The following is a 20,734-nucleotide window of genomic DNA, read 5'->3' on the forward strand; positions in this document are numbered from 1 at the left end:
GGCACGGAGCATATCACCGCGCGTCGGCGTCGCCACCGATCAACATGAATAAACGGAACAGCACCACACTGGTAAACAGTTGCAGGAAGCTGTGCGCGCTGTCCATCAACAGCCCCAGCAGCGGCGCGGGGTCGGGATACGCCGCCACGCTGGCGCCCTTGAGCAGCCACAGCGGGGTCATCACGCACAGCAGGCATACCAGGATTCGCCAGAAGTGCCCACGGGTCAGGCGCAGGCTTTCCTTCATCGCTTCAAGCGCCGACATACCGCGCAATACCAACAGGTACTCGGCAAACGCCAGCACCACCATCAGCCACAGGCCCGGCAGAAAATACAGCGACAGCCCCAGCAATATCAGCAATGTGCTCATGGCCGTCAGCAGGGCGAAGCGCGGCCACATCGCCAAGGCCATGGCCCACACATCCCGGGTGCTGGGCGATTCGCCCCGGGTGCGGGCGTCGAGGAACAGGATCAGGGCGCCGGTGTACAGCGGATACACCAGTAACCCCACCACCACGCTGTAACCGCTGAAGGCATCCGGGCCCAGCGTGTGGTCGAGCACCTGTTGCAGCAGGGCTTCGAGGATCACCAGCGGCAGGCACAGCTGGACGATGGCGCCCAGGTTGCGCAGGGTAAAGCGAAAGGAGTCGCGCAGCACATCTAACGGATTCATCAGAGTCATCACAGGCTGAAAAGCAGGGGCACACTTTAACCGATAGCTGGCAGGGGCAAGCAAACGTAAACCTTGAGTAAAGACCATTGAAACAATTGGTAACAGCCCCATAACTAGGTCGTACCTTGCCTGACCTCAGGCGGGACCCTGATTTTTACCGGCAATCTAACGAGGTCGCCATGAACAGCGAAGAACAAACCCTGATCGATGGACTGTTTTCACGGTTGCAGCAAGCCGAAACGGACTCAGCCCCCCGCGACGCCCAGGCCGAAGCGCGGATCAAGGAACACATGACTCGCCAACCGGCCGCCGGCTACTACATGACCCAGTCGATACTGGTGCAGGAACACGCGCTGCAAAGCCTCGATGCGCAGAACAAGCAGCAGGCGCAGCAGATCCAGCAATTGCAGGAAGAATTGCAGCGCGCCAAGTCTGCGTCCGCGCCAGCGGCACCGGCGAGCGGCGGTGGGTTTCTGTCGAACATCTTTGGCGGCGGTTCGCGTGATGCGCAGCCCGCGCCGGGCAGTTCGGGCGGCGGTTGGCGTGAGCCGGCGCGGCCAGCGTTTAACCCGCCGGCACCGCAGCAGAATTATCAACCGCCGCAACAACCGGCCGCCGTTGCGCCCGCGGGCAGCGGGTTCCTGGGCGGCGCAATGAAAACGGCGGCCGGCGTGGCCGGGGGCGTGTTGCTCGCCGAAGGCATCAGCAGCCTGTTCCACCACAACCAGCAGCCGCAGGTGGTGGAAGAGATCATCGAGCAACCGGCGCCTGCCAGTGATCAAGGTGGCTGGGGCAACGATGACCAGAAGTTCGCGGGTAATGACAGCTGGGGCAGCAACAGCGCGGACAGCGTCGCCGACAGCGATTATTCCGACGATTCCTCCGCCTTTGGCGACGACGATTCCTTCGTCTGACACGCCCGGCCCGGAGCGCTGCGGCGCTCCGGTCTGATTTTTCCCGGAAACCTTCGCATGGCTGGCATACTGGCGCCCTTTCCGGGCGCTGGCGCCTGGCTGTCATTGAGGAAGTGCGGTGAAGAAAATTGCAGTGTTCGCCGATGTGCAAAACCTCTATTACACCGTTCGCCAGGCGTATGGCTGCCACTTCAACTACGCCGCGCTGTGGGCCGATATCAGCGCCCGTGGGCAGATCGTCGAGGCGTACGCCTACGCCATCGACCGTGGCGACAGCAAACAGCAGCAGTTCCAGCAGATCCTGCGCAACCTCGGTTTTACCGTGAAACTCAAGCCTTACATCCAGCGCAGTGACGGCTCGGCCAAGGGCGACTGGGACGTCGGCATCACCATCGACATCATGGACGCCGCCGCTAACGTCGACGAAGTGGTGCTGGCCTCCGGTGATGGCGATTTCGACATGCTGCTCGACCGCATCATCCACAAGCATGGCGTGCAGGCCGTGGCCTACGGCGTGCCGGGGCTGACGGCCAACTCACTGATACGCGCCGCCAGCCGCTACGTGCCGATCGAAGGCGCGTTGCTGCTTAAATAAGCACGGCTCAATACATTGTTAGACGGAGTTGGAACAGGTTTGGAACGTATAGCGGTCATCGACTTTGAAACCACCGGCATTACCCCGAGCAGCCAATGCCGGGCCACGGAAATTGGCGTGGTCATTCTTGAGCGCGGGCAAATCGTCGACCGCTACCAGAGCCTGATGAATGCCGGCGTACGCGTGCCGGGCTTTATCGAGCAACTCACCGGCATCAGCAACGCCATGCTGCGCAACGCGCCACCGGCCGAGCGGGTGATGAACGAGGTCAACGAATTCGTCGGCACTACGCCGCTGATGGCGCACAACGCCGCGTTCGACCAGAAGTTCTGGGACTACGAGCTGGGCCTGATCCGCCGCACCCGCCTGCAAAAATTCGCCTGCTCGCTGCTGCTGGCCCGCCGCCTCATGCCGGCGGCGCCGAATCACAAGCTCGGCACCCTCAACAGCTACGCCCAACTGCCCCACACCGGCAAGGCCCACCGGGCGCTGGCGGATGCGGAGATGGCTGCCAACCTGACGGCGCATCTGGCCCAGGAACTGCGCCAGACCCATGGCTTGCGCGAACTGTCCCACGATTTGCTGTGCACCTTGCAGAAAGTGCCGGCGGCGAAGATCAATGAGCATTTGAAGAAACATCGCGGGTTCTAACCAGCCACACCCTCAAGAACACCAGAGATCCAAATCAGCCACACCCTCAAGAACACCAGAGAACCAAATCAGCCACACCCCCAAGAACACCAGAGATCCAAATAGATGTGGGAGGCGGCAAGCCCTAATGCCGGTCAGTTAAGCGCTAAAGCAGAAAAACCTGCGACCTGTGGCGAGGTAGCTTGCTCCCGTTGGGGCGCGAAGCGGCCCCAAAAATGGGACTGCTACGCAGTCCAGCGGGAGCAAGCTCCCTCGCCACAGGGACCGGTTCTGTCTTAACTGACTGGCATTACGGCAAGCCCGGCTCCCACATGGGTTATGCGGCGGCTATCGAGGCTGTACACACGCCAGCGCCTGATCCACCACTCCTTTCGCCATCTCCACCAAATGCATCACCGCCCGCTGCGGCGCTTTCATCGCCTCGCCCGATTCGTGGGCCGTCTCCACGGCGCAATGCAACAAATCCGCCGCGTGGGCCAGGGCGTCTTCGAAGCTCAGGTTGTCATTGAGAATAAAAATCGGCGCATCCGGGGCGGATGCCTTGAGGTAGTAGTCGATGACTCGACGGTGGAGCAGGGCGTCTTCGCTGAGGAAGTCGGCTTTGGATTTGGGTGGATCGGGGGTGACTTTGACCATGGTGAAACCTCTCCGTCAGGTAGAAGCTGCAACCGTTCGCTTGCACACGAATTAGGGTGGCAGCAGTACGCAGGTGTGCAAGACCGAGACGGAGTCCGGTAGATCCGAAGATCTCCCGCGTACAGCTGCCATAACGAATCAACGCCTGATAGAAAAACTGGCATCGAGAGTCAAAGGTTGTGGCGTATTACCGTCGTCGGACTTGCACGTCCGGTCATCGAACATTCGATGACGGAGCGAGACTAGCGAGCTGATCCGACGGAAACAAGGCCGTGGGATTCTCTCGGAAACGTCCCGCAAATGAAAGGGATCGGTCTTGCTGGCCACTGAAATTCCGGCGGTTTGAGGTCGCTTTCACGTGAGTTTTGAAGGGGCGGTAGGCCAATTCCGGTTATAGCCTAGGACCTTTCTGGTTTTCCCCTGCGTTCATCCATCGCGTCGTACTGCGACCTACCATCCCGTCTGTCATTCACGCACAGGGATAGAGTCATGCAGGAAAGCGATCTTCAAACGGCGATCATTCAAAGCAAGTTCGAGCTTGAATCAAATGGCATTGAACTGGGTTCAAGTTCAAGCATGGCGTTTCATGTGGGGAATGCGATGACGAACTGCCCGGCAGTCATGGTGTTGCCGAGTACGCCAGGTTGGAGTCATGGCCCCCATTACCAGTTACTCAAGCCCCTCCACGCTGACCCCGCCGTGCCCGACACGACGTTTGATGAACTCTGGAAATGTACACAGCAACACTACGGCCTCACGGCAGCCACGGGCGCGGCAGGCATACCGATTAGCAAAATTGCCGTGGGCGCATGGGTTCACGTCGGCTCCAGCAAAACCAAGAACCTGGCGAGCCTCATTGGAATGCGCTTCTTTCCTCGTACCTTCATCAGGCAACCCACGATGGCCGGAAGGGCGAAAGCAACGTTTGGCACGGTGCGGGTGTTCGGCATTATCGGACGAGGCAGCCCCTTCGTTGTTGCCGGGCTGGCAATTTTTGATTTAGTCAGTATTGGTAAGTGTGCTTATGAGACGAAACGTGGAGGGTGATCTGACCAGCGCTCAGGCAATACGCGATCCCTGTGGGCCTCGGGCTTGCCTTTATGAAGTGTATGGGCGCTTTAAACAGGTTTTGTAACTTATGTTTATCCACCTTCGTTTTTAGAATAAGCCTCCCATCTCCTGCCATAGAGCCGCCCAATGCCTGGCCCACGTCGCTTTCCCTTACCACTGATCGCCGCTTTTTTCGCGTTGTATGTGATCTGGGGTTCCACTTACCTGGTGATTCGTATCGGCGTGGAGTACTGGCCGCCGTTGCTGCTGGCGGGGATTCGATTTTGTACGGCCGGCGCATTGATGTATGGCTACCTGAGGTGGCGTGGCGTGCCGGCGCCGTCCTGGGCGCAATGGAAGGCCGCCGGCATGATCGGCATTTTGCTGCTCACCGTTGGCAATGGCGGCGTCAGCGTGGCGGAGCACATGGGCGTATCGTCCGGCGTTGCGGCCTTGGCCGTGGCGACCGTGCCGTTGTTTACCTTGTTGTTTGGTTTTTTCTGGGGCGCGCGTAATACACGGCTGGAATGGGCCGGGGTGATTCTGGGGATTGTCGGCATCGCCATGCTCAACATGGGCAGCACGCTGCAATCGAGCCCGATGGGCGCGGTGTTGCTGTTGATGGCGGCGGCTTCCTGGGCGTTCGGTTCGGTGTGGAGCCGCCACGTGCCGCTGCCCCAGGGCGCCATGGCCAGTGCCGCGGAAATGCTGGTGGCCGGCGTGGCGCTGCTGATCGTCAGCACGCTGTCGGGTGAGCGTCTGCAGGCGATGCCACCGCTGGAGGGCTGGCTGGCGCTGGCCTATCTCACTGTATTCGGTTCGATCATCGCGTTTAACGCCTACATGTACCTGCTCAAAAACGTGCGCCCGGCGGCGGCGACCAGTTATGCCTATGTGAACCCGGCGGTGGCGGTGTTGCTGGGGATTGTGTTCGTCGGTGAGAGCATTGGCCTGGAAGAGGCGCTGGCGATGCTGGTGATCATCAGCGCGGTGTTGCTGATCAGCCTGCCGCAGTGGCGTAAGCCGAAGCCGGAAATAAGGTAAACTGCGGCGCAATTGCGACCTTGCGCTGAATTTTTCCTACGGTAACTACATGACTTTCGCCACCCTTGGCCTGATCGAACCCTTGCTGCGCGCCCTTGAGACGCTTGGCTACCAGACCCCGACGCCGGTGCAGGCGCAAGCCATTCCGGCGGTGCTGGCCGGTCGCGACCTGATGGCCGCCGCCCAGACCGGCACCGGCAAGACCGCAGGTTTCGCCTTGCCGCTCCTGCAATTGCTGACGATGGAAGGGCCGAAAGTCGCCGCCAACTCGGCGCGTGCGCTGATCCTGTGCCCCACCCGTGAGCTGGCCGAGCAGGTTCACGCCAGCGTCGCCGAGTACGCCCAACACCTGCCGCTGACCACCTATGCGGTGTACGGCGGCGTGAGCATCAACCCGCAGATGATGAAGCTGCGCAAGGGCGTCGACATTCTGGTCGCCACGCCTGGCCGCCTGATCGACCTGTTCCGCCAGAACGCGCTGAAACTCAACCAGCTGCAAACCCTGGTGCTGGATGAAGCCGACCGCATGCTCGACCTGGGCTTCTCCGAAGAACTGGCAAACATCTACCGCATGCTGCCGAAAAAACGCCAGACCCTGCTGTTCTCCGCGACCTTCTCCGATGACATCCGCCTGCTCGCCGGGCAGATGCTCAACGACCCGCTGAGCATCGAAGTCAGCCCGCGCAACGTCGCCGCCAACACCGTGAAACAGTGGGTGGTGCCGGTGGATAAAAAGCGCAAGCCGGAACTGTTCGTGCATCTGATGCGCAAGGGCCGCTGGAAGCAGGTGCTGGTATTTGCCAAAACCCGTAACGGCGTTGACGCGCTGGTGGATAAGTTGCAGGGGCTGGGCATTAACGCCGACGGCATCCACGGCGACAAACCGCAGGCCACACGCCAGCGTGCGCTGGACCGCTTCAAGGCCAGCGACGTGCAGATCCTGGTGGCCACCGACGTGGCGGCCCGTGGCCTGGATATCGAAGACTTGCCGCTGGTGGTCAACTTCGACCTGCCGATCGTCGCCGAAGACTACATCCACCGTATCGGCCGTACCGGGCGTGCGGGCAACACCGGCGAGGCGATTTCGCTGGTGTGTGCCGATGAAGTGAACATGCTCTCGGCCATCGAAATGCTGACCCGCCAGACCCTGATCCGCACGATGGAGCCGGACTTCGAACCGGAACACCGCGTGCCGGATACCGATGCCAGCGGGCAGGTAGTGAAGAAGCCGAAAAAACCGAAAAAGCCCAAAACCTCGGGTGGCGGTGGTAAGCGCAACCTGGGCAAATGGGTGGACAGCGGCGAAGTGGCGCCAGCGGAGCCCTCGATCAAACCAGTGCGCAAGGTGCCGGTTTTCAACACGGGGCCGCGTAAGAAGAAGTGATTTTGCGACGCGGCTGATGGCGCTTTCCCAGGCAAGCCACAATGCCAGTCAGTTAAGCGCTAGAACAGGCAACCGTCGGCCTGTGGCGAGGGAGCTTGCTCCCGCTGGGCCGCGAAGCGACCCCAGAAAATGGGACTGCTGCGCAGTCCAGCGGGAGCAAGCTCCCTCGCGACGGTAAAGCGCTCCTCCTTAACTGACTGGCATTAGGGCTTGCCCCCTTCCACATGGGTTCGTCATAGGACTTACCGCCGTATTCGCAACATCAAGGAGACATCGACGTGATCAGCACCTCAACCGTCGTCAATTCAGTCGTAGAGAAACTGCGCGCAGCCCTGGCGCGTGGCCAGTGGCGGCGTGGTGAAATGCTGCCCGGCCAGCGTGAACTGGCCGAACAGATGGGCATCAGCCGCCCGAGTCTGCGCGAAGCGGTGATCGTGCTGGAAACCCTCGGCCTGGTGCGCTCCATGCCCGGCAAAGGCGTGGTGGTGCTGGAAACCAGCGTCAGCGAGCCGCAGTCGAGCGAAACCGTGGCGGATGCCAGCCTGGAAGACATCCTGCAACTGCGCTACACCCTTGAACCCTTCATCGTCGGTTTGGTGGCCCAGTCCATCAGCAGCAAAGAAATCGGCCAACTGCGCCTGACCCTGATGGACATGCGTGAAGCGCTCGATGCCGACGACAGCGAAGCCGGCATGAACGCCTACATCGCCTTCCACGAAGAGCTGTTCGCACTGACCTCCAACCCGATCTTCCAGAACGTGGTGCAACAAACCAGCAATGCCCTCAAGCAAAGCGCCCAGGTGCTGCGCAATTCCCCCGAACACCTGGCCGAGCGCCTGCGGGAGAACGAGGCGGTGGTGCGTGCCATCCGCAACAAGAACAGCGCCCTGGCCAGTGCCGAAATGCGTCGACACATCCTTCAGGAAGGCTTGCGCATGGGCATTCGCTTGAACATCCCCGACGACCATCTGGGCAGTTGATATTTTGGAGACCGGCCATGAACGCTCACGCGCTGCAACGCGACCCCACCCTCCCCGCACTGCGCCTGGTGGCGGGCAAAAAACCCTCGGTGGATGACATCTACCCTCGCCTGTTCGACGCCATCCTGGAACAGCGCATTGCGCCTTCCAGCCGCTTCACCGAAGAAGGCCTGGGCGACGTCTTTGGCGTGAGCCGCAGCGTGATCCGCCGTGTGTTGGCCAAGCTGTCCCACCAGCAAGTGATCATCCTGCGCCCCAACCAGAGAGCCCAGGTAGCGGCCCCGGACAGGCAGCAAACGCGGCAGATTCTTGAAGCACGGCGCATGACGGAAATGACCGTGGTGCAACTGGCGTGCGCCCACGCCACACCCGCGCAGATACGCCAGCTGCGCGAGTTGATTGACCGCGAGCGCGACTGTATCGAAGGCGACCAGCGTGGGCCGGCGATTCGGTTATCGGGGGAGTTTCACCTGCAATTGGCGGTAATGGCGGGGAACGCACCGCTGGCGCAGTTTCTCAACAGCCTGGTGCCGTTGACGTCGCTGATCATCGCCCAATTTGAAGCAAAGGCCTGCACGTATTGCGCGTGGCAGGAGCATGTAGCGATCGTGGATGCGCTTGAACAACGCGACTCAACCACCGCCGTGGCGCTGATGACCCAACATCTGGATCACCTGGAAAGCAAACTGCTCAAACACCACTGACCCCAGGCGAACGCAGATCAAAAAATGTGGGAGCGGGCTTGCTCGCGAATGCGCTGTGTCAGTCAGTCATTCAGTTATTGATTCACTGATTCACCGTATTCGCGAGCGAGCCCGCTCCCACAATGATCCTTCAGTGTTTGATAAAGAATGTTCCAGCAAAAAGCCCCCGCCTCTCACGAGACGGGGGCTTTCGTTTGTGCCGCTAGATCAAACCGCCTGCAACACCGGCTGACCACTCAACGCCAGGTCCAGCAACTCACGGTTGGCCACCGCATACATGGCGTAGTCCGTGCCGACCGCAGCACGGATGTCCACCATCATTGCGCGCCAGCGATCAGCCATGTCCTGGTGCTGCTCAAGCCACAGGGCCACGCGGGCTTCCATGTCTTGTGGCGCTTCGGCCATTTGCAATACCGAAATGGTGATCGCCCGTTGTTGCCAGTCCACGTCGTCGCGGAACGCTTCGCGGGCCTGAGCCTGCCAGTTGTTGGCAACCGGCAGGTCGCTGATCTGCTGCAGGTACCACGGCAGGTCAAGGGCGCTGCCGACGGCGAAGTAGGCCTTGGCCACTTCGGCGGCGTCATGCCCGGTCACGTCGGCGGCTTCGATGATCGGCAGCAGGGTGTACAGGTGGGTAGTGCCTGCAACCATGCGTGCCAACAACTCCGGTACGCCGGCCTGGGTGTAAGCCTGGTAACGGTTCTGCCAGCCTTCACGCGTAGGGCCTTCCAACAGTTCGTCGAGCTTGAGGCCCAGCGCGGCCAGGTGCGGACCGAAGTGCGCGGTGTCACGCCCGGCGTCCTGCTCGTTGCGACGGCTGCGCAGGAACCAGCGCGTGGCGCGACGGCCCAGGCGCATCAGCTCGTCCATCAGCTCCAGTTGTACGTCGGCGCAGACCTGATGATCCAGGGCTTCGATCTGACGGAACCAGTGCGGGAGGTGGAAGATGTCGCGCACGATCACATAGGCGCCGGCCACGTTCGCCGGGCTCATGCCGGTCGACTCTTTGAGTCGTTGAACGAAGGTGATGCCCATGTGGTTGACCAGGTCGTTGGCGATCTGGGTGCTGACGATCTCGCGCTTGAGGCGGTGACGACGCATGGCCTCGGAGAACTTGGCCACCAGGCTCGGCGGGAACGCGGTCTCCATGTCACGGGTCAGGTACTCGTCATCCGGAACCTGGGACTTGAGCAGCGCTTCCTTGAGGTCGATCTTGCTGTAGGAGATCAACACCGACAGCTCAGGACGCGTCAGGCCCTTGCCATTGGCGGCGCGCTCGACAAGCTGCTCCTCGGTCGGCAGGTACTCGATGGCGCGGTCCAGCTTGCCACGGGCTTCCAGGTCGCTCATCAGGCGCTTGTACTCGGCGACACGCTCGTAAGCCTTGCGCGCGGCCAGGGACAGGGCCTGGGTCTGCTTGTAGTTGTTGCCCAACACCAGGTTGCCGACTTCGTCGGTCATGCTCGCCAGCAACTGGTTGCGTTGCTTGTCGGTCATGTCACCGGCCTGCACCACTTCGTTGAGCAGGATCTTGATGTTCACTTCGTGGTCGGAGCAGTCCACGCCACCGGCGTTGTCAATGAAGTCGGTATTGGAACCGCCGCCATTGAGGCCGAACTCCACACGACCCAGCTGGGTCATGCCCAGGTTACCGCCCTCGCCCACCACCTTGCAGCGCAACTCGTTGCCGTTGACGCGCAGTGCGTCGTTGGCCTTGTCGCCCACATCCGCATGGCTCTCGGTGCTGGCTTTGACGTAGGTACCGATACCGCCGTTCCACAACAGGTCCACCGGCGCCTTGAGCAAGGCGTTGAGCAGTTCGGTCGGGGTCAGCTTGTCGGCCTGGATGTCGAAGCGTTCTTTCATCTGCGGCGAGATGGCAATGCTCTTCGCGCTGCGCGAGAAGATACCGCCGCCTTCGGACATGATGCTGGTGTCGTAATCGGTCCAGGCCGAACGCGGCAGCTCGAACAAACGCTTGCGCTCGACGAAGCTGGTAGCCGGGTTCGGGTTAGGGTCGATGAAAATGTGCAGGTGGTTGAAGGCCGCGACCAGTTGCAGCGTCTCGGACATGAGCAAGCCGTTACCGAACACGTCACCGGCCATGTCGCCGACGCCCACCACGGTGATGCTGTCTTCCTGCACGTTGATGCCGCGCTCACGGAAGTGACGCTGCACGCCGACCCACGCGCCCTTGGCGGTGATGCCCATTTTCTTGTGGTCGTAACCGGCGGAACCCCCGGAGGCGAACGCATCGCCCAGCCAGAAACCGTAGTCGATGGCGATACCGTTGGCGATGTCGGAGAAGGTCGCAGTGCCCTTGTCCGCGGCCACCACCAGGTATGGGTCATCGTCGTCATGGCGCACAACGTTGACCGGCGGTACCAGGGCGCCGTCTTTCAGGTTGTCGGTAATGTCCAACAGGCCGGACATGAAGATGCGGTAGCAGGCGATGCCCTCGGCCGCGATCTCGTCACGGCTGCCGCCCAATGGCAGGCGACGCGGCAGGAAGCCGCCTTTGGCGCCCACCGGCACGATCACCGAGTTCTTCACTTGCTGGGCTTTTACCAGGCCGAGCACTTCGGTACGGAAGTCTTCTTCACGGTCGGACCAGCGCAGGCCACCACGGGCCACGTTGCCAAAGCGCAGGTGCACGCCTTCGACGCGTGGCGAGTAGACGAAGATTTCAAACTTCGGCACCGGCTTGGGCAACTCGGGAATTGCGTGCGGGTTGAACTTGAAGCTGAAGTACGACTTGTTCTGGCCGTTGGCGTCGGTCTGGTAGAAGTTGGTGCGCAGGGTCGCTTTGATCAGGTCCAGGTAGCGACGCAGGATGCGGTCTTCGTTGAGCACCTGAACGTCGTCCAGGGCGCTGAGGATCGCCTGTTCCAGACGCTGCTGCTTGTCTTCCAGGTCATCGGCGGTGAGCTTGCGCGCCAGGTAGAAGCGGGTCTTGAACAACCGGGTCAACTCGCGGGCGATGTCGGTGTGGTTGTTCAGGGTGCTGGCGATATAGCCGAGGTCGAAGCCCAGGCGGATCTGCTTGAGGTAACGGGCGTAAGCGCGCAGCAGCGCCACGTCACGCCACGGCAGGCCGGCGGTGAGTACCAGGCGGTTGAACGCGTCGTTTTCGGCATCGCCGTGAACAATATGCACGAACGCGTCCTGCAGCGTGTCGTTGAGCTGCGAGATATCCAGGTTCACGCCTTCGGCGGCGATGAACGCAAAATCATGGATCCAGAACTCACGGCCATTGGCGTGGCGCAGGCGGTACGGGAACTCGCCCAACACGCGCAGGCCGAGGTTTTCCAGGATCGGCAGCACGTCGGACAGCGCCAGCGGGGTGTCGGCGTGATAGAGCTTGCAGTGCAGCTCACGCTGGCCGGAAACCTGGCCGAGGGGCTGGTAGAAACTCATCACCAGCGGGTTGGCTTCGGTGAGGCTGTTGAGGTGCTGCATGTCGACCACGGCCGAATGCGCGGCGAAACGCTCGCGGTAGCCGGCCGGGAAACCTTTCGGGAAATCCGCCAGCACGTTGGTGCCGTGGGCTTCGCCGAAGCTTTCCACCACCAGGCTGGCGTAGTCGTCCTGCCAGCTGCGGCAGGCCTGAACCACTTCTTTTTCCAGTTGCAGCGGGTCGATGTCCAGGCGGTTCTTCGGGTCGACCCGCAGAATCAGTTGCACACGGGCCAGCACGGATTCGGAGAAGAACGTCCAGAACTCGCAGTCCGAGGCTTTCAGGCGATCCATCAGCACTTGCTGGATCTTCTGGCGCACTTCGGTGGAATAGATGTCACGCGGTACGTAGGCCAGGCAGTAGCAGAAACGGCCATACGGGTCTTTGCGCAGGAATACGCGGATCTTGTTGCGTTCCTGAATCTGCACGATCGACATCACCGTGCTGAACAGCTCATCGACCGGGGTTTGGAACAGGTCGTCACGCGGCAATACTTCAACCACCTGGGCAAGTTCCTTGCCCAGGTGCGCCTTGGCCTGGAAGCCCGAGCGGCGCTCGATTTCCGCGACCTTGCGGCGAATGTAAGGAATCACCCGCACGCTCTCGCCGTACACCGAGGAGGTGTACAGGCCCATGAAGCGGTGTTCCTTGATGACCTTGCCGTCGGCGCTGATCTCACGGATCGACACATAGTCCGGATAAGCCGGGCGGTGTACACGGCTTGGGTGCGCAGCCTTGGCGAACGACAGCATGGTCGGTTCGCGCAGGTAGGCGACGGCGTAGTCTTCAATGCGCAGGTCTTCAGCGGTGAGGCCGGGGCGCAGCAGCTTGGTCAGACCGAGGAAGGAGCCGGCGTCATATTCGATATGACCGCCGTCCGCCTCGTCACGTACCACAAACTCTTCGTAGCCCAGGAAGGTGAAATGGTTGCCCACCAGCCATTCGAGGAAGTTCTTGATCTCGGCTTTTTCTTCGCCATCGATCACGAAAGCGCTGGCGTCGATACCGGCCAGCAGGTCCTGGACCTTGGCTTTCATCGGTTCGAAATCAGCCACGGCCACGCGCACTTCGCCCAGCACCTGCTCAAGCTCTTTGCTCAGCACATTCAATTCGGCGGCGTTGGCGCAGCGGTCGATTTCCAGGTACATCAGCGATTCTTGCAGAATGCCTTCGCCCTGGGTGCCCTTGGGCAGCACTTCCAGCAATTCGCCCTTGCCGCCACGGCGCACACTGAGCACGGTGGTTTGCAGGGTGTGAATGCTGTAGCCACGGCGGTTGAGCTCGGTACGTACCGAGTCCACCAGAAATGGCAGGTCATGGTGCAGCACTTCGACCGCGGTGTGCGTCGACTGCCAGCCATGGCGTTCATAATCGGGGTTGTAGACCCGCACTTGCGGTTGGGTGTGATCGAAGCGCTCAAGCAGGCGCCAGGCAGACAGGGTGCAACCAGCCAGGTCGGAAAGGCGACGCTGGGTCAGTTCATCCAGGGAAATAATGCCGAAGAATTGCTCAGCGAACAGCGCCACTTGTGGCAGTGCCTGTTCACTGATGTGCTGCGCCAGTGCCGCTTGCAGTTGGTGCTGGAAGTCGGCCTTGCTGGCTGCGGTGAAGAACGCCATCTGTGGTACTCCGCTTGGGCTTGTTATTGATGGAAGCGTCGCGTGTTGTCCCCTTGCGGGGAGACCGTCGGCTCTGTTCGTGGGTCACGATAAACGAATCAGGGCGACAGGTGGGTGAAGCTGGACAAGACAGTCAGGTCACATACAACTTCCACAAGATGCACACCTTGCCGGGTGACGGTACGACGGGCAGGTCAGGCGCCTGGCGCGGGGCACATCCGTTGCGCAGCTTAACGAGTGTACGAAGCCGGGTGCTTGCGGTGCTGCGACATATTCGGTCATCGGTAAGCAGGCGCTGGGTTGCAACTTGGGCAACCGAGTTTTTCCGGGTAAAAAATTCGCTATTTTCACCCCCGCGAGTACCGGAAATGACTGATACCGCTCGCCAGGTCATGCCCTGGGTCTGACACACCATGCAGCATAAAATTCGCCGCAATGGCACAATTCCCCGGCGCAACGCCCTCCTCCACACAGGATTTCCCATGCTGCAGCTGAAAACCGACGCCCTGATGGCCACCCCGTGCGACGACGAAGAAGACAACATGGCCATGCTCTGCTGTCACGGCAAAAACGGCGAAATGTTCATGCTGAGCCGTTACCCGGATGAAGACGAGGTGGAGTTGACTTGGGATTATGAGCCGTCGACCCTGGATGGTTTGAAAGTCACCCTGAGTGCTACAACCCTGCTGATTGAACTGGCTGCCGGTGACGCCGATGCGCTGGGGGGCAACGATCAGTTGGAGATCACCCACGCCACTGCTGCCGCGGACTGGGCCGAACTGCAAGAGACTTTGCAGAACATCCTCAAAGGCACCGGCACTTTCGTTACGGCCTGAACCCGAATGCCCGATGCCTCATCAAATGTGAGCGCGGGCATGCCCTAAAGCCAGTCAGTTAAGACAGAACCGGTCCCTGTGGCGAGGGAGCTTGCTCCCGCTGGACTGCGTAGCAGTCCCATTTTTGGGGCCGCTTCGCGCCCCAACGGGAGCAAGCTCCCTCGCCACAGGTCGCAGGTTTTCTGCTTTAGCGCTTAACTGACCGGCATTAGGGCTTGCCCCCGATGGCGTCAGTCCAGGCAATACCGCCCTTATCTGGTGCGCGCCTGGCCGCATTCAAACGCTAAACCGTCTCGCACGCGACATAGGCGCCGCTTTGCGACAGGTTTGCGTAGCCTGGCATAGCCACTGCAACACCCTGAGTCATTCCAACCGTTCAGGGAACTCCGCACAATGAACACACAACTCAAACCCACCTTGGGCACCCTCCATCTATGGGGTATTGCTGTCGGGCTGGTGATATCCGGCGAGTACTTCGGGTGGAGCTATGGCTGGGGCGTGGCCGGCACGCTGGGTTTCCTGGTGACCTCCTTGATGGTCGCCGCGATGTACACCTGCTTTATTTTCAGCTTCACAGAGCTGACCACCGCAATTCCCCACGCCGGCGGCCCATTTGCCTACAGCCGCCGCGCCTTCGGCGAAAAAGGCGGCTTGATTGCCGGCCTGGCGACCCTGATCGAATTCGTCTTCGCGCCGCCCGCCATCGCTTTGGCCATCGGTGCCTACCTCAATGTGCAGTTCCCCGCGCTGGACCCAAAACACGCCGCCGTCGGTGCCTACATCGTGTTCATGGGCCTCAACATCCTCGGCGTGAAACTCGCCGCCACCTTCGAACTGGTGGTGTGCGTACTCGCCGTCGCTGAACTGCTGGTGTTCATGGGCGTCGTTGCTCCGGCATTCAGCTTCAGTAACTTCGCCCTGAACGGCTGGGCCGGCTCCAACACCTTCGGCGCCCCGGCGATTGCCGGGATGTTCGCAGCGATCCCTTTCGCCATCTGGTTCTTCCTCGCCATCGAAGGCGCGGCCATGGCGGCCGAAGAAGCGAAAGATCCGAAGCGCACCATTCCAAAAGCCTACATCAGCGGCATCCTTACCCTGGTGATACTGGCCATGGGAGTGATGTTCTTCGCGGGTGGTGTGGGCGACTGGCGCACCCTGTCAAACATCAACGACCCGCTGCCCCAGGCGATGAAAACCGTGGTGGGCGAAAGCTCCGGCTGGTTGCACATGCTCGTCTGGATCGGCCTGTTCGGCCTGGTGGCGAGTTTCCACGGCATCATCCTCGGCTACTCGCGCCAATTCTTCGCCCTGGCACGCGCCGGCTACTTGCCCACTTTCCTCGCCAAGCTGTCGCGTTTTCGGACACCCCACCGCGCAATCCTCGCCGGTGGCGTAGTCGGCATCGCCTCGATCTACAGCGACGGCCTGATCAACCTGGGCGGCATGACCCTGACCGCGGCGATGATCACCATGGCCGTGTTCGGCGCTATTGTGATGTACATCATGAGCATGCTCAGCCTGTTCAAACTGCGCAAAACCGAGCCGTTGCTGGAACGCACCTTCCGCGCGCCGGGCTACCCTGTCGTGCCGGGCATCGCGCTGGTATTGGCAGTGGTGTGCCTGGTGGCGATGGCCTGGTTCAACACGCTGATCGGACTGATCTTTTTGGGCTTCATGGCCGTGGGTTTCATCTACTTCCAACTGACCGCCCAGGACCGCGCCGATGCCCCGGCGGATGCGATGTTGACCGGGCTATAGGGTTTGCGAGGCAGAACGGGCCTACAATGAACTACTCAGAACGCCCGTAACTCAAAGCAGTTATTACCGTGGGAAAATTCTCCCCCGGCGATCTGCCTCAAGGAGAGCCTTATGCCGTGGTATGCGTGGTTGATTATGGTAGTCGCGATCGGGTCGATCGTCGGTGGGTTGATGATGCTGCGCGACAGCGCCAACAAAGTGGAACTCACCGACGAACAACGCAAACGCGTGGCCGAACGCAATGCGCAGGCGGATGCCAAGGATGCGCAAGACAGGTAAGTCCCTTGTAATCCGTGGCGAGGGAGCTCGCTCCCGCTGGGCTGCGAAGCAGCCCCCTACTCCCATTCCGCCTTGGCAATATGCAACCCATGTTGCCCCTTATAGGCTGCACGCTCCGGCTGGCTCCAGCCACCCAGCAACTCATCCTCCAGCCTGTAGATCTCAACCCCCAACGGACGACACACCGTCAACGGGTCCTGCGCATCCGGCCCCCACATAGGCAGCGACAAATCCCCACCCGGGCACGTCGACAGCGCACACAGCAAATCAATCTCGGCAAAGAACTCCAGGTAATCGCCCTCCTGCGCCGGACAAGCTTTCATAAAGTACATGTCATCGTGATTGAGGCCCGTGCACTGGAAAATATTCAACACGTCATGCACGTCGAATTCCGTCAGCCCATGGGGCAATACCGCACGGGTCAGGTTCGAGTGGCAGTGATGATGGAAATCCTCTCCAGTCAGCATCCGATTCACATAGGGATCGCAGCGTGTGCCGAGCAAATCGTGCAGGCGTCCGCCGTGTTCATCGATGCCGTAGCTGGCGAGGCTGTCGTCGGTGATGGTCACCAAGGGTCTTAGAAAGGGCAGGTTCGACCACAACCGGTCATGGGTGCTGACATGTGCACCTTGCAGTTGTCTCGTGCGCGCAGCCCACAAACGCTCGCGAGGATCATTGGCGTTCCACACGTTGAAGTCCCCCACCTGTGGTCCCACCGGCGTGGTCACACGGAACACATGCCCGGCCCGTACTTTCCACGCCCTCCCCGTACGAATCGGTACCTCGAACTGTTCGATCAATGTGCGCTGATCCTGGCGATCGCGGATACGCTCATAGAACGCCGTATCCACCTGCAACGCCGAACCTTTGCTGACTTGGTAAGCGGCCGGATAGTCTTTATACATGGGGCAATCCTCCATCAAGGGTGATCAAACAAAGCAAGGGAAAGACGTTCCGAATCATCCAGGTACAGGCTCATCGCCTCGCCGGCTGCCTGGGTTTGGTTGCTGTCCAGCAGCGCATAAATCTCATGATCGCGCTCCAGCCAGGGCGATTGGAACCGCTGCTCATCCGGCGCGGCGCAGAACACCAGGCGTAACTGGGCAATGACCTGGGCGAAAAACTCATCGAACAACGGGCTGCTCATCAACGCGACAATATGCTGGTGGAACACCAGGCTGTGAGTGGCAACCGCACGCCAGTCTTCACGTTCCCGAGCCAGGGTGGTGGCCTCAATGGCGCTTTGCATGCGCCCGGATTGAGCGTCCGACAGCGGGCCGCTCTGGGCAATCGCCTGCACCTCCAAGGTGCGACGCACTACAAACAAATCGCGAACTTCTTCGCGCTCCAATCGCCGAACGATCACGCCCTTATTGCGTATATGGCGAGTAAGCCCCTCCTGGCCCAAGCGATGCAACGCTTCACGAATTGTGTTGCGCGAGGCGTTGTAGCCCTTGACCAGATCCACCTCAATCAGCGGCATACCAGGCAAGAGTCGCCCGCCGATGATATCGGCGCGTAGTTCAAGGGCGATTTGATCGGCTAAAGACATGCTGAGCGTCATCACTACCGCAGGATTGTTGAACAATCATTGAGCTTGGATGTAATCACGTTTCATGCCAATGGCGCCTGAGCGTGTAAAAGGAACAAGCCTGCGATAAAGGAAAGGCCGGTCAATGACCGGCCTTCTGGGCTATTTTTACATCCTCAATTAATAACCAACCTGTCGCGGTTCTTCTCCAACAGTGCCTTGCCGATGCCTTTCACTTCCAGTAACTCATCCACCGCCGTGAACGGACCGTTACTTTCTCGATACGCGACGATTGCTTTCGCCTTGGAAGCACCAATACCGAACAGATCGCGGCGCAGGGTTTCGGCGTCGGCGGCGTTGAGGTTGACCTTGGTGGATTGCTCGGTGCTGGTCATTTGGGCCGAGATGGAGGGCTGGGCCTCCGGCTTGATGGTAGGCGCTGCGGTGGTGGCGACAGAGAGGCTGGTGAGGAAAGCGAATATTAGGGATGAAATGTAGAGGTTTTGCATTAGTGACGCTCCATGACATCGGTAAGAGAAAAGCAGCTTTTCCGAAGCTGCTTTTCTACGTTAGACGATGGGTGGAGGGTGTCAAAAATGGATGAGTAACAGGGTGTTAACTCACGGTTCCAGGCGACGTTGCTGGTAGATCCAGTCGACAATTTCACCGTCGGGGGAATAGCCACTGACTGTGTCGCGAAGCAGTTGACGGACACGTGTGTAATCGTCCTCGTCCACGGCAGCAAGCAACTCAGTCAGCTTTTCTTTGAGTGTTTCCCATGACAGGTGATCTTCGTTGGCACTCATGATCATCGGGTGTTGGGTCGCAACGACGTTGTCACCAATCAGCAATTCTTCATATAACTTTTCCCCAGGACGCAGGCCGGAGAACTCAATAGCAATATCGCCATGGGGATTCTTCTCAGAGCGCACACTCAGACCGGACAGGTGGATCATTTTTTCGGCCAGCTCGACAATCTTCACCGGCTCTCCCATATCCAGCACGAACACATCCCCCCCAAGCCCCATAGAACCTGCCTGGATTACCAACTGGGCCGCTTCAGGAATCGTCATGAAGTAACGTGTGATCCTGGGGTGGGTGACCGTTAGCGGGCCACCCGACTTAATCTGCTTGTGGAATAACGGAATTACTGAGCCGGAGGAACCCAGCACATTGCCAAATCGAACCATCGTAAAACGGGTTTTGTTGACTCGTGAGACATTCGACTTATCACCGAATAGTACGGGAGCCGGTTCACGGCTGAGCGCCTGTAAGGTCAATTCGGCCAAACGCTTGGTACTGCCCATGACATTAGTCGGGCGTACCGCTTTGTCGGTGGAGATCAAAACAAAGTTGGACACCCCGACCTGAAGCGCGGCTTGGGCGGTATTGAGCGTACCGATCACATTGTTCAGTACGCCTTCGGCGATGTTGTGCTCAACCATTGGCACATGCTTATAAGCTGCGGCATGGTAGACAGTGTCTACGCGCCACGTTTTCATGACATCTACTAGTTTTGACTGGTTACGCACCGATCCGAGGATCGGCAATAACTTAACTGGCAGCGACTCACGAACAATGCGTTGCTCAAGCTCCGAAAGGATGCTGTACAGATTGAATTCACTGTGCTCGAACAACAGCAGCGTCGTCGGACGTAACGCGAGAATCTGACGGCACAGCTCAGAGCCGATGGAACCACCCGCGCCAGTCACCAGAACATTTTGCCCCTTGATGCAGTGCTCCAGAAGTTCGGCCTGAGCAGGTACAGTGTCCCGGCCCAGCAAGTCGGCGATATCGACCTCCTGAATATCGTCGACCTTGACGCGGCCACTGGCCAGGTCCATGAAACCCGGAACGCTGCGTACGTGGAGCGGAAAACCCTCGAGGAAACCAAGGATTTCACGGCGACGACCGCGATTAGAGGATGGTATTGCAAGCAGAATTTCTTGAGCGCCGGTGGCGTCGATCATGCGCTGGATGTGTTTGGGTTTGTAGACTTGCAAGCCCGAGATAACACGATCAGTGATGCTGATGTCATCATCAATAAAAGCGACAGGACGCATCACTCTGCCCATGCGCAAGGCTGCAACCAACTGGTTGCCCGCAGCACCTGCGCCGTAGATGGCTACTCGTGGCAGGCCGTCATCACGACTCGTGAAAGGCACGTGCTGCGATGCAGCGAACCAGTCACCCAGAAAGTACTGGCGCATAGCCAGTCGCAGGCCGCCCACCATGATGAGGCTGAGCCACCAGTAGTTGAAGATAATAGATCGTGGAACCACGTTTTGATGGTTGCTATACCAATAAACGACAACGCCGAGAATCAGCGACGAAAGGCTCACCGCTTTGATAATGGCTACAAGCGCATCGTTCCCGAAATAACGCATGACGGCACGGTACATTCCGAAACGAATGAAAAGAGGGATAGCGACCACTGGAGCAGTCAAAAACAACCATGGGTGTTGGATAACGGGGTTGACCATCTCGTCAATGCCCAAGCGCACCACAAAAGCCATCCACAGCGCAAGCCACACCAGCACTACGTCTGTAGACACTTGTATCAGGCGCTTCTGACGACGCGGTAAACCCAGTAATAAAGCTCTCAATTTCTCCATAACCCCTT

The 20,734-nt window shown here is 59.8% G+C and carries 18 protein-coding genes; 11 read left to right on the top strand and 7 right to left on the bottom strand.

The genetic code is table 11. The features are described 5' to 3' along the window. Positions 1–13 precede the first annotated feature (13 nt). Positions 14–673: a YciC family protein gene (locus Q1V60_RS06125; protein WP_300628401.1), complete on the bottom strand. Its 660-nt coding sequence runs from the start codon at positions 671–673 to the stop codon at positions 14–16. 179 nt (positions 674–852) lie between these two features. On the opposite strand from Q1V60_RS06125, the gene Q1V60_RS06130 reads away from it, so the two are divergent. The 3 genes from Q1V60_RS06130 to Q1V60_RS06140 all read left to right on the top strand — a co-directional run bounded on the left by Q1V60_RS06130 (position 853) and on the right by Q1V60_RS06140 (position 2,833). Further along, entirely contained in the window at positions 853–1,587 is a 735-nt protein-coding gene (locus Q1V60_RS06130; protein ID WP_300628403.1) for a DUF2076 domain-containing protein, read from the top strand. A gap of 118 nt (positions 1,588–1,705) precedes the next feature. Then, the gene (locus tag Q1V60_RS06135) at positions 1,706–2,182 is read left to right on the top strand and encodes an NYN domain-containing protein (RefSeq protein WP_300628406.1); all 477 of its coding nucleotides are present in this window, start codon (positions 1,706–1,708) and stop codon (positions 2,180–2,182) included. A 39-nt stretch (positions 2,183–2,221) separates the two neighbouring features. Then, positions 2,222–2,833 carry a 3'-5' exonuclease gene (locus Q1V60_RS06140; RefSeq protein ID WP_300628407.1) on the top strand — a complete coding sequence of 204 codons (612 nt, stop codon included), beginning with the start codon at positions 2,222–2,224 and terminating at the stop codon, positions 2,831–2,833. Positions 2,834–3,160: 327 nt separating this feature from the next. Here Q1V60_RS06140 and Q1V60_RS06145 read toward each other — a convergent pair whose 3' ends face one another. Next, positions 3,161–3,469, bottom strand: a complete 309-nt coding sequence (locus Q1V60_RS06145) for a DUF3077 domain-containing protein (protein ID WP_300628410.1) — start codon at positions 3,467–3,469, stop codon at positions 3,161–3,163. A 489-nt stretch (positions 3,470–3,958) separates the two neighbouring features. On the opposite strand from Q1V60_RS06145, the gene Q1V60_RS06150 reads away from it, so the two are divergent. The 5 genes from Q1V60_RS06150 to Q1V60_RS06170 all read left to right on the top strand — a co-directional run bounded on the left by Q1V60_RS06150 (position 3,959) and on the right by Q1V60_RS06170 (position 8,631). Then, positions 3,959–4,516, top strand: a complete 558-nt coding sequence (locus tag Q1V60_RS06150; protein WP_300628412.1) for a hypothetical protein — start codon at positions 3,959–3,961, stop codon at positions 4,514–4,516. A 150-nt stretch (positions 4,517–4,666) separates the two neighbouring features. Continuing rightward, the gene (gene yedA / locus Q1V60_RS06155) at positions 4,667–5,563 is read left to right on the top strand and encodes a drug/metabolite exporter YedA (protein WP_300628414.1); all 897 of its coding nucleotides are present in this window, start codon (positions 4,667–4,669) and stop codon (positions 5,561–5,563) included. A gap of 49 nt (positions 5,564–5,612) precedes the next feature. Next, positions 5,613–6,947 carry a DEAD/DEAH box helicase gene (locus tag Q1V60_RS06160; RefSeq protein ID WP_300628417.1) on the top strand — a complete coding sequence of 445 codons (1,335 nt, stop codon included), beginning with the start codon at positions 5,613–5,615 and terminating at the stop codon, positions 6,945–6,947. Between the two features lie 278 nt (positions 6,948–7,225). Continuing rightward, positions 7,226–7,927, top strand: coding sequence for a FadR/GntR family transcriptional regulator (locus Q1V60_RS06165; protein WP_300628419.1), 702 nt, complete (start codon positions 7,226–7,228; stop codon positions 7,925–7,927). Positions 7,928–7,944: 17 nt separating this feature from the next. Further along, a complete protein-coding gene (locus Q1V60_RS06170) occupies positions 7,945–8,631 on the top strand; it encodes a GntR family transcriptional regulator (RefSeq protein ID WP_300628422.1) in 687 nt (228 codons plus the stop codon). A gap of 207 nt (positions 8,632–8,838) precedes the next feature. Here Q1V60_RS06170 and Q1V60_RS06175 read toward each other — a convergent pair whose 3' ends face one another. Continuing rightward, positions 8,839–13,707: an NAD-glutamate dehydrogenase gene (locus Q1V60_RS06175; RefSeq protein WP_300628424.1), complete on the bottom strand. Its 4,869-nt coding sequence runs from the start codon at positions 13,705–13,707 to the stop codon at positions 8,839–8,841. A 482-nt stretch (positions 13,708–14,189) separates the two neighbouring features. Here Q1V60_RS06175 and Q1V60_RS06180 point away from each other — a divergent pair, with 482 nt between their 5' ends. From Q1V60_RS06180 to Q1V60_RS06190, 3 genes are all read left to right on the top strand, one after another. Further along, positions 14,190–14,543, top strand: a complete 354-nt coding sequence (locus tag Q1V60_RS06180) for a hypothetical protein (RefSeq protein WP_300628427.1) — start codon at positions 14,190–14,192, stop codon at positions 14,541–14,543. Positions 14,544–14,936: 393 nt separating this feature from the next. Continuing rightward, a complete protein-coding gene (gene eat, locus Q1V60_RS06185; protein WP_300628429.1) occupies positions 14,937–16,301 on the top strand; it encodes an ethanolamine permease in 1,365 nt (454 codons plus the stop codon). 111 nt (positions 16,302–16,412) lie between these two features. Continuing rightward, the gene (locus Q1V60_RS06190) at positions 16,413–16,580 is read left to right on the top strand and encodes a DUF2897 family protein (RefSeq protein ID WP_003172675.1); all 168 of its coding nucleotides are present in this window, start codon (positions 16,413–16,415) and stop codon (positions 16,578–16,580) included. A gap of 56 nt (positions 16,581–16,636) precedes the next feature. On the opposite strand, the gene Q1V60_RS06195 is transcribed toward Q1V60_RS06190, so the two are convergent. From Q1V60_RS06195 to Q1V60_RS06210, 4 genes are all read right to left on the bottom strand, one after another. Then, entirely contained in the window at positions 16,637–17,485 is an 849-nt protein-coding gene (locus Q1V60_RS06195) for a DUF1989 domain-containing protein (protein ID WP_300628431.1), read from the bottom strand. Positions 17,486–17,499: 14 nt separating this feature from the next. Then, entirely contained in the window at positions 17,500–18,144 is a 645-nt protein-coding gene (locus tag Q1V60_RS06200) for a GntR family transcriptional regulator (protein WP_300628451.1), read from the bottom strand. 143 nt (positions 18,145–18,287) lie between these two features. Continuing rightward, positions 18,288–18,620 carry a ComEA family DNA-binding protein gene (locus tag Q1V60_RS06205; protein ID WP_300628433.1) on the bottom strand — a complete coding sequence of 111 codons (333 nt, stop codon included), beginning with the start codon at positions 18,618–18,620 and terminating at the stop codon, positions 18,288–18,290. A gap of 111 nt (positions 18,621–18,731) precedes the next feature. Then, the gene (locus tag Q1V60_RS06210; protein WP_300628452.1) at positions 18,732–20,726 is read right to left on the bottom strand and encodes a nucleoside-diphosphate sugar epimerase/dehydratase; all 1,995 of its coding nucleotides are present in this window, start codon (positions 20,724–20,726) and stop codon (positions 18,732–18,734) included. Between the last annotated feature and the right edge of the window lie 8 nt (positions 20,727–20,734).

Origin of the sequence: Pseudomonas sp., from assembly GCF_030147005.1 — a bacterium.
Lineage (GTDB): Bacteria > Pseudomonadota > Gammaproteobacteria > Pseudomonadales > Pseudomonadaceae > Aquipseudomonas.

Excerpts from the sequence above, each read along its gene's own strand:
- Q1V60_RS06125 (WP_300628401.1), bottom strand. The coding sequence starts at position 673 with ATGAATCCGTTAGATGTGCTGCGCGACTCCTTTCGCTTTACCCTGCGC.
- Q1V60_RS06130 (WP_300628403.1), top strand. The coding sequence starts at position 853 with ATGAACAGCGAAGAACAAACCCTGATCGATGGACTGTTTTCACGGTTG.
- Q1V60_RS06145 (WP_300628410.1), bottom strand. The coding sequence starts at position 3,469 with ATGGTCAAAGTCACCCCCGATCCACCCAAATCCAAAGCCGACTTCCTC.
- Q1V60_RS06150 (WP_300628412.1), top strand. The coding sequence starts at position 3,959 with ATGCAGGAAAGCGATCTTCAAACGGCGATCATTCAAAGCAAGTTCGAG.
- yedA (WP_300628414.1), top strand. The coding sequence starts at position 4,667 with ATGCCTGGCCCACGTCGCTTTCCCTTACCACTGATCGCCGCTTTTTTC.
- Q1V60_RS06160 (WP_300628417.1), top strand. The coding sequence starts at position 5,613 with ATGACTTTCGCCACCCTTGGCCTGATCGAACCCTTGCTGCGCGCCCTT.
- Q1V60_RS06170 (WP_300628422.1), top strand. The coding sequence starts at position 7,945 with ATGAACGCTCACGCGCTGCAACGCGACCCCACCCTCCCCGCACTGCGC.
- Q1V60_RS06175 (WP_300628424.1), bottom strand. The coding sequence starts at position 13,707 with ATGGCGTTCTTCACCGCAGCCAGCAAGGCCGACTTCCAGCACCAACTG.
- Q1V60_RS06180 (WP_300628427.1), top strand. The coding sequence starts at position 14,190 with ATGCTGCAGCTGAAAACCGACGCCCTGATGGCCACCCCGTGCGACGAC.
- eat (WP_300628429.1), top strand. The coding sequence starts at position 14,937 with ATGAACACACAACTCAAACCCACCTTGGGCACCCTCCATCTATGGGGT.
- Q1V60_RS06190 (WP_003172675.1), top strand. The coding sequence starts at position 16,413 with ATGCCGTGGTATGCGTGGTTGATTATGGTAGTCGCGATCGGGTCGATC.
- Q1V60_RS06195 (WP_300628431.1), bottom strand. The coding sequence starts at position 17,485 with ATGTATAAAGACTATCCGGCCGCTTACCAAGTCAGCAAAGGTTCGGCG.
- Q1V60_RS06200 (WP_300628451.1), bottom strand. The coding sequence starts at position 18,144 with ATGACGCTCAGCATGTCTTTAGCCGATCAAATCGCCCTTGAACTACGC.
- Q1V60_RS06205 (WP_300628433.1), bottom strand. The coding sequence starts at position 18,620 with ATGCAAAACCTCTACATTTCATCCCTAATATTCGCTTTCCTCACCAGC.
- Q1V60_RS06210 (WP_300628452.1), bottom strand. The coding sequence starts at position 20,726 with ATGGAGAAATTGAGAGCTTTATTACTGGGTTTACCGCGTCGTCAGAAG.